Annotated in this window: 4 protein-coding genes; all 4 read left to right on the forward strand. The window is 70.3% G+C overall.

What is annotated here, in order from left to right:
* The first annotated feature begins 1 nt into the window (after window position 1).
* The 4 genes from OG507_RS31380 (at window position 2) to OG507_RS31395 (ending at window position 8,859) form a co-directional block, all read left to right on the forward strand.
* On the forward strand, window positions 2–1,072 hold the full coding sequence (locus OG507_RS31380; RefSeq protein WP_327370481.1) for a methyltransferase: 1,071 nt from the start codon (window positions 2–4) through the stop codon (window positions 1,070–1,072).
* Between the two features lie 198 nt (window positions 1,073–1,270).
* Window positions 1,271–1,480 carry an MbtH family protein gene (locus OG507_RS31385; RefSeq protein ID WP_327370482.1) on the forward strand — a complete coding sequence of 70 codons (210 nt, stop codon included), beginning with the start codon at window positions 1,271–1,273 and terminating at the stop codon, window positions 1,478–1,480.
* Between the two features lie 96 nt (window positions 1,481–1,576).
* Entirely contained in the window at window positions 1,577–7,777 is a 6,201-nt protein-coding gene (locus tag OG507_RS31390; protein ID WP_327370483.1) for a non-ribosomal peptide synthetase, read from the forward strand.
* A 38-nt stretch (window positions 7,778–7,815) separates the two neighbouring features.
* Complete coding sequence (locus OG507_RS31395) at window positions 7,816–8,859, forward strand: MupA/Atu3671 family FMN-dependent luciferase-like monooxygenase (protein WP_327370484.1); 1,044 nt, start codon at window positions 7,816–7,818, stop codon at window positions 8,857–8,859.
* Window positions 8,860–8,878 lie beyond the last annotated feature (19 nt).

Genomic DNA, 8,878 nt, shown 5'->3' on the forward strand with positions numbered 1-8,878 from the left:
CATGACGACCACCGCGCAGACGAGCCTCCCGCCGACCGCCCGGCAGCCGCTGGACATGGACGGTCTGGCGTGGATCCTCTTCGGCCACGCCGCGTTCCAGTACCTCAACGCCGCCGTGGAGACCGAACTCCTCGACGAGCTCGTCAAAACTCCCGGCGTCACCAAGGAGGAACTCGCCGAGCGGCTCTCGCTCCAGGAACGGGCCATCGACATCCTGCTCCTCGGCACCACCGCCATGGGCCTCACGGTCAAGGAGAACGACCGTTACCGGCTGGCCGACGTACTGAAGGAGCTGACCGCCACCGAGGACTGGCAGCGCTTCAAGGACACGGTCGGTTTCGAGCAGTACGTCGTCTACGAGGGCCAGCTGGACTTCACCGAGTCCCTGCGGACCAACACCAACGTCGGCCTGCGCCGGGTGCGCGGCACCGGCCGGGACCTCTACCACCGGCTGAGCGAGAACCCGCACATGGAGGCCGTGTTCTACCGCTACATGCGCTCGTGGTCGGAGCTGGCCAACCGCCACCTCGTCGACGCGCTGGACCTCGGTGACGCGCGGGCGCTGCTGGACTGCGGCGGCGGTGACGCGGTGAACTCGATCGCCCTGGCCGCGGCCAACAGCCACCTGCGGGCCACCGTGTTCGAGATCCCCGAGTCCTCGGTCATCACCCAGAAGAAGATCGCCGAAGCGGGCCTGGCGGAGCGGGTCGACGTCATCGCGGGCGACATGTTCGCCGATCCGTTCCCGGGCGGACACGATGTGATCCTCTTCGCCCACCAGCTGGTGATCTGGACCCTGGAGGAGAACACCCGCCTGCTGGCGAAGGCGTACGAGGCGCTGCCCGAAGGCGGCAAGCTCGTCATCTTCAACTCGATGTCCAACGACGAGGGCGACGGCCCGGTCGTGGCGGCGCTGGACAGCGTGTACTTCGCCGCGATACCGGCCGAGGGCGGAATGATCTACTCCTGGAAGCAGCACGAGGAGTGCCTGCAGAAGGCCGGCTTCGGCGAGTTCGAGCGGATCGACGTTCCGGGCTGGACGCCGCACGGCATCATCATCGCCACCAAGTAGCCGCCGATCGGTCACCGCAACCGCGGTAGGTCTCCCCGGCCCGTGGGCGAACCGCCTGCCGGTTCGCCCACGGGCAGCCCGCGCCCCCTTCCCGGCGCGCGCCCTTCTCATCGCCAAGAGCCGACGGGAATCCGACATGAACCGACCGAACACCCATCACCGCCGCCTGCCTGTGAGGACGGGAGCGGGCCGATGGGCATGACGAATCCGTTCGAGGACGAGACACGGCAGTACCTGGTACTCGTCAACGACGAGGAGCAGTACTCGTTGTGGCCGCGCGAGGTCACCGTGCCCGGAGGCTGGGCCGTCGGGCACGGGCCGGGCAGCCGGGCCGAGTGCCTTCAGTACGTCGAGCGCACCTGGACCGACATGCGGCCGGCGAGCCTGCGGCGGCGTTCGCAGCAGTAGGACGCCGACAGCACCACAAGCAACAGTTCAGCGGTCGGCTCCCAGGCGCGGCCACCGCGACGAGACCATCCGGCCGTCCAGCCCGAGGAGCTGATCGTGGACAGTGGCGCAAGCGATGTCCTTGGGCGTTTCCGGGAGGCGGCGCTCAGGCATCCGGGACGCACCGCCGTCTCCACGCCCTCGGGCGACCTCACCTACCGTGAGCTGGACGACCGGGTGGAGCGGATCGCCGCGGCCCTGCGCGAGCGGGCCGTGACACCCGGCGCGGCCGTGGCGGTCTGCCTCCCGCGCTGCGCGGACCTGGTCGCCGCGATGCTCGCCGTGTGGCGCACCGGGGCGGCGTACGTCCCCCTCGATCCGGCCCAGCCCGCCGGGCGGCTGGAGTTCCTGAGCAAGGACGCCGGGGCATGCTGGGTGATCACCTCCGGCCGGCTGGACACCCCTCTGCCCAGGGACCTCGGACGCCTCGACCTGGACACCGGCCCCGGGCTCCGCCCTGACGGCCCCGGACCGGAGGCGCCGGAGCCCTCCTTCACGGGTGCATCACCGGCGTACATCATGCACACCTCGGGCACCACGGGGCGTCCCAAGGGGGTGGTGGTCACCCGTAACAACGTCGCGCATCTCCTGCGGGCCCTGGAGCGCAGCGGGCTCTTCCCCGAGGAGCCCTCGCGTGTGGTGTGGAACGCCGCCCCCGGATTCGACGCGTCCGTCCAGCAGTGGATCAGAGTCTGCCGGGGAGACACCCTGATCCTCCCCACGGACGAACTGCGCGACGACCCTGAGCTGTTCGCCGGTTTTCTGCGCGAGCAACGGGCCACCGACCTGGACGCGACACCTTCGCACTGGGAAGTGCTGCGTCCGCATCTGATCGAGGGCGGTTTCGGGAACACCGCGCTGCGGCTGTTCCTCGGCGGTGAGCCCGTGCCCGCCCCGATGTGGACGGACCTGGTGGAACTGACCGGACGCGGCCTGCTGAGCGCGGTCAATGTGTACGGACCCACCGAGTGCACGGTGGACGCCACCGCGGCTCGCATCGCCGGACCCGTGCCCCACATCGGCTCGGCACTGCCCGGAGTGCGCGCCCATGTGCTCGACGCGGCGCTGGAGCCGGTGGCCGAGGGGCAGGTGGGGGAACTCCATCTCGCGGGCGAGGGGGTGGCCTCGGGCTATGCGGGACGCCCGGGCGCCACCGCCGAACGGTTTCTCGCCGACCCGCTGGGACCGCCCGGAAGCCGCATGTACCGGACGGGCGACTGCGTCCGGCGGCTGGCCGGAGGGCTGCTGGAGTACCTCGGACGGTCGGACCGGCAGGTGAAACTGCGCGGTCAGCGGATCGAACCCGGCGAGATCGAGGAGGTGCTGGCCCGGCACCCCGAGGTGGGAAGAGCCGTGGTCGTGGCACGCGAGGACCGCCCCGGTGACCGAAGGCTCGTCGCGTACGTCACCACGGGCGAGCGCGCCGGGCGGGCCGCGCTTCCCGCGTCACTCCGTGCGCACTGTGCCGCGTGGCTGCCGTCCTCCATGGTGCCCGCGGCCGTCCTGGTGCTCGATGGATTTCCCGTGACGGCGAACGGGAAGACGGACCTGTCGGCCCTGCCCGCACCCGAGTACGCGAGTGCCACGCGCGGGCGCGCACCCGCTTCCCTCCGGGAGACACTGCTGTGCCGGCTGTTCGCAGAGGTGCTCGGCGCCCAACACGCCGATGCCGATACGCACTTCTTCGACGCGGGCGGCAACTCGCTCCTGGCGATGCGCCTGGTTGGCCGGGCCCGCGCTGAGAAGCTGGCGGAACTGACGGTCCGTGATGTGTTCGAGGCGCCGACTCCGGCCGCGCTCGCAGACCGTCTCGGTACGGGGCCGGACGCGCGCGCCGACCGTCTCATTACGGGTCCGGCCCGGCGCCCCGAGCTGCGGCCCGTGCCGCGCCCCGACCCGCTGCCGCTCTCCCCGGCCCAGCGGCGCCTGTGGTTCCTGGACCAGCTGGAAGGACCCAACCCGACCTACAACGAGCATGTGGCCTTCCGTTTCTCCGGCACTCTGGACGCGGCGGCGCTGGAGGCGGCCACGGGAGACGTCGTCGCCCGCCATGAGCCCCTTCGGACGGTGTTCCCCGGACACGGGGGCGAACCCCGCCAGCACATCCTGGGCCCCCGCACACACGCACCCCGCTTCGACGTACGCGAGGTGTCCGGGGACGCACTGGCCGGGGCGCTGCGCGAGGCCGTCCGTACCCCCTTCGACCTGACCACCGAACCGCCCCTGCGCGCGGTTCTGTTCGTGCTCGACCAGCAGGTGTACGTACTGCTGCTGGTCATGCACCACATCGCGAGCGACGGATGGTCCCTGCGCCCGCTCGCGCGGGATCTGGCGGTGGCCTACCGGGCACGGCGCACGGGCGCACCGCCCGCGTGGTCACAACTCCCCGTCCAGTACGCCGACTACACACTGTGGCAGAGCGTACTGCTGGGCAGCGACGAGGACCCGGACAGTCTGATGGCCAGTCAACTTGATTACTGGAAATCCGAATTGAAAGGACTTCCGGAAATCATTCCGTTGCCCGTCGACGGTCCCCGCGCGGTCGCGAAGACCCGGCCGGGAGGGTCCGTACCCTTCGCGTGCGACGCGGATCTGCACGGCGCGCTGGCCGCACTGGCACGGGAGCAGCGGTGCTCGCTGTTCATGGTGATGCAGGCGGCGCTCGCCGTCCTGCTGACGCGGCTGGGGGCCGGTTCGGACATCCCCATCGGGACCGTGACCGCCGGGCGGGACGATCCCCTGCTGGAGGACCTGGTCGGCTTCTTCGTCAACACACTGGTTCTGCGGACGGATACGTCCGGCGACCCCGGCTTCCGTGAACTGCTGTCCCGGGTAAGAGAGACAGGCCTCGCCGCCTCAGAGCATCAGGATCTGCCCTTCGACCGGCTCGTCGAGGCGCTGAACCCGGCACGCACGCAAGGGGGCCGGCCGCTCTTCCAGGTGCTGCTCGCCTTCCAGAACACGGACGAGGCGGTGTGGGACTTCGGGGATGTGGAGATGCAGACGCAGTCCGTGACCCCGGGCACCGCGAAGTTCGATCTCGCTCTGTCAGTCGGCGAATCGAGGACCGGGGACGCGTCACCGGGCGGCCTGAGCGGATTCCTCGAATACTCGGCCGACCTGTTCACCGCCCGTACGGCGGAAGGGATCTCGGCACGACTCGTACAGGTGCTGGAAACGGCCGTCACCGACCCTGACCGGCCCATCGGGTCCTACGACCTGCTCACCGAAGGCGAGCGGCAACGCCTCCTGGACGAGTGGAACACCACCACCGACACGACGCCGGTCCGCTCGCTCCTCGAACGGTTCGAGGAGCAGGCCGGGTCCGCCCCGGACTCCACAGCGGTGCTCTTCGAGCAGGAGCGGGTCTCGTACGCGGAGCTCGACACCCGGGCGAACCGGCTGGCCGCCCATCTGCTCGCGCGCGGCGTCGGCCCCGGCGCGGTCGTCGCCTCGGCGCTGACCAGGTCCGTGGAGCTGATCGTAGCCGTGCTCGCGGTCATGAAGACGGGCGCCGCCTATCTGCCGGTGGACCCGGAGTATCCCGCGGAGCGCATCGCGCAGGTGCTGGACGACGCCGGACCGGCCCTGCTGCTGACGACGCGCGGCACGGCGCCGGGCATCGGCGCCACGGACGGACTCGTCCGGGTCGAACTGGACGGGCCGGAGGCACGCGCGGCGATGCGCGACCACCGGCCACCGCAGCGCCCGCACGGCGGCCCGCGGGCGGTCCTCCACCGGGAGAGTCCCGCGTATGTGATCTACACATCGGGATCCACCGGGCGTCCCAAGGGCGTCGTGGTCACCCACGCGGGCCTCGCCAACCTTGCCGAGCACCAGGCCAGGACCCTGGGTGTCGTGCGCACCAGCCACGTCCTGCAGTTCGCCTCGCCCGGCTTCGACGCGTTCTTCTGGGAGGTGGCCATGGCGCTGTCCGCCGGGGCCGCGCTCGTCATGGCACCTGCCCGCAGACTGCTGCCCGGCCCGGACCTGCGCAGTGTGATCGCCCGGCACGGCGTCACCCATCTCACCCTCCCGCCCTCGGTGCTCGGCGCCCTGCCGCCCGACACCCTGACCGGCGTCCACACACTCGTCGTCGCCGGTGAGGCGCTCGGCGCGGAACAGGTCCGGCGCCGGCAGCCCGGCCGGACCCTGATCAACGCCTACGGCCCGACGGAGACCACCGTCTGCGCGAGCATGAGCGGCCCACTGACCGCCGACGGCAGAACACCGCCGATCGGCCGCCCGATCCGCAACACCCGTCTGTACGTTCTCGACGAGCGGCTGCGCCCCGCCCCGACGGGGGTCGTGGGCGAGCTGTACATCGCCGGGGCCGGTCTGGCCCAGGGGTACCTGAAGAGGCCCGGGACGACAGCGGAACGGTTCGTCGCCGACCCCTACGGCGCCCCGGGCACGAGGATGTACCGCACCGGCGACCTGGCCCGCTGGAACACCGGCGGAGAGCTGGAGTTCGCGGGGCGCGTCGATCACCAGGTGAAGGTGCGCGGCCACCGGATCGAACTGACGGAGATCGAGGAACTGATCGCCGCCCACCCGGAGGTGTCCGGTGTCGCCGTGAAGGTCGACGGAGACCGCGACTTTGACCGGAGAATCATCTCCTACGTCGTCCCGAAGGCCCCGGCCACGGACTCGGCCCCGCCCACCGACAGCGAGCGCGTGGCCGAGTGGGGGAGGATCCACGACTCCGTGCACTCCGGCGGCCCGGCTGCCGACTTCGGCGAGGACTTCACCGGGTGGCACAGCAGCTACGACGGGGGAGTGATCGCCCCGCAGGAGATGCGGCAGTGGCGGGATGCCACGGTCCGCGACATCATCGCGCTCCGGCCCGCGAGGGTGCTCGAACTCGGCGTCGGGAGCGGTCTGTTGCTGTCCAGGATCGCACCGTCCACCGACACCTACTGGGGGTTCGACCTCTCCCGGGACGTGATCGGGAGGCTCCACCGCGAGGTGGCGCAGCGCCCGGAGCTGGACGGCCGGACCGTCCTGCGCTGTCAGGCGGCCGACGATGCCACCGGCATTCCCAGGGGATTCTTCGACGTCGTGGTGCTCAACTCGGTGACGCAGTACTTCCCCAGCGGCGACTACCTCACGCGGGTACTGAAGCAGGCGGCCACGGCGCTCGCCCCCGGTGGATCCCTCTTCGTGGGCGATGTGCGCAACCTGAGGCTGCTGAGGTGCTTCCACGCGGCGACCGCCGCCCGCAGGACGGGAGCGGAGCCAGGGAGCCCCGCACATGAGCAGGCCGTGCGGCGGAGCCTGGCACGAGAGCAGGAACTGCTGGTGGCCCCGGACTTCTTCGGCGCACTGGCCGCCTCCTGCGGACTCTTCTCCTCCTGCGACGTACGACTGAAGCGCGGCGGCTACCACAACGAGCTGAGCCGTTACCGCTACGACGTGATCCTGCGGACATCCCCCATCCGGGGTGCGGCCACCCCCGTACCCGGGGTCAGGTGGGGCAAGGACGTCCACGCACTGCACGAGATCCGGGAACGGCTGCGGGCCGACCGCTCCACGGGCCTGCGCGTGCTGGGAATTCCCAACGCGCGGCTCTCCGAGGACCTCCGCACGCTCGGCATCACACGGCCCGACGCGGTGGACCCGGAGGAACTGGCGCGGTTTGCCGAGGGGTTGGGCCACCGGGTGGCACTGCGCTGGTCCGAGGAGTCGGGGCCCGAATGCTTCGACGTGGTGATCGCCCCTCCCGGAGACGGCGTAACCGGTGATCCGCCCCTGCCCGCAGTGCCCGGACCCGGTTCGGGCCTCGACTCCTACGTCAACGTCCCTTTCGCGGCGCCCGACCGCAGCGGCCTCGGAGAGTCGGTCCTGAAGCACTGCGCGGCCGCCCTCCCCGCATTCATGGTGCCGTCGGCCGTCGTCGTCCTGGAGAGCCTCCCGCTGACACCCAACGGCAAGACCGACCGCCGCGCACTGCCCGCCCCGGACTTCGGCCGGAGCGCGGGCAGCCGCACAGCACGTACGCCGAGGGAGGCCGCGCTGTGCCGGATGTACGGGGAGATCCTCGGCCTCGGCGAGGTGGGGATCGACGACAGCTTCTTCGACCTGGGCGGTCACTCGCTGCTCGTGACACGTCTGGTCAGCCGTATCCGAGCCGCGTTCGGAGTGGAGGTTGCGGTGAGCACGGTCTTCGACGCACCCAGTGTGGCCGCCCTCGTGGACCGTCTTGACGACGTGCCCCGGGCACGGCCGGCACTGCGCCGGATGCGGCCCCGGAACTGAACGCCGTCCCGATGGATCACGACCAGCAGGGGTGACCGATGGATTTCAGCCTTTTCTACTTCGCGGACGACAGTACGCCGGACAACGGATCGGGGCGCTACGAACTGTTGCTGGAAGGCGCACGGTTCGCCGACCGCAACGGATTCCGGGCGGTGTGGACCCCCGAGCGCCATTTCCATGCCTTCGGCGGGCTCTACCCCAACCCGGCTGTTGTCGGCGCGGCACTCGCGACGATCACCGAGAACATCTCCATCAGGGCCGGGAGCGTGGTCTCGCCACTGCATCACCCTCTGCGGATCGCCGAGGAGTGGTCGGTGGTCGACAACCTTTCGGGCGGGCGTATCGGAATCTCCTTCGCGTCCGGATGGCACCCCGCGGATTTCGCGCTGAGCCGGACGCCGTACAGCGATCGCAAACGCGTGACGATGGAGAGCGTCGAACAGGTACGCAGCCTGTGGCGCGGCGAGGCTCTGGACGTGGTGGACGGCAGCGGCCGGATGACGGGCGTGCGGGCCTATCCGCCGCCCGTACAGCGGGAACTGCCGGTCTGGGTGACCAGCGCGGGAGAGACGGAGACGTTCCGTTCCGCGGCAGCCGCCCGGGCGGGCGTGCTCACGCATCTGCTGCATCAGGACCCCGACGCCCTGGCCGCGAACATCGCCGCTTACCGCAAGGTCGCCGGTCAGACGCACGAGGGCTGGTCAGGGCATGTCGTCCTGATGCTCCACACCTTCCTCGCCGACAGCCGTGAGGAGGCCCGCGCGGTCGTGGACCGGCCACTGCGCGACTACCTCAAGAGCTCCCTCCATCTCATCACCCGGTCGTTCCGGGAGGCCGATCGCGATTTCGACATCGACGATCTGGAGGAAGAGGACATCGAGTTCATCGTTTCCCGGTCCTTCGACACCTACTTCCATGAGCGAGGGCTCTTCGGCACGGTTGCCGATGCCGAAGCGACCGTGGAGCGCCTGCGCGCGATCGGCGTGGACGAGATCGCCTGCCTGATCGATTTCGGGGCCGACACGAAGACCGTACTGAATGGTTTGGGCCACATAAACGCACTGCGAAAAGCATGCGAATAGGGCTGGGAGGCCGAGACAC

Source organism: Streptomyces sp. NBC_01217, assembly GCF_035994185.1.
In the GTDB taxonomy this organism is placed as follows: Bacteria; Actinomycetota; Actinomycetes; order Streptomycetales; family Streptomycetaceae; genus Streptomyces.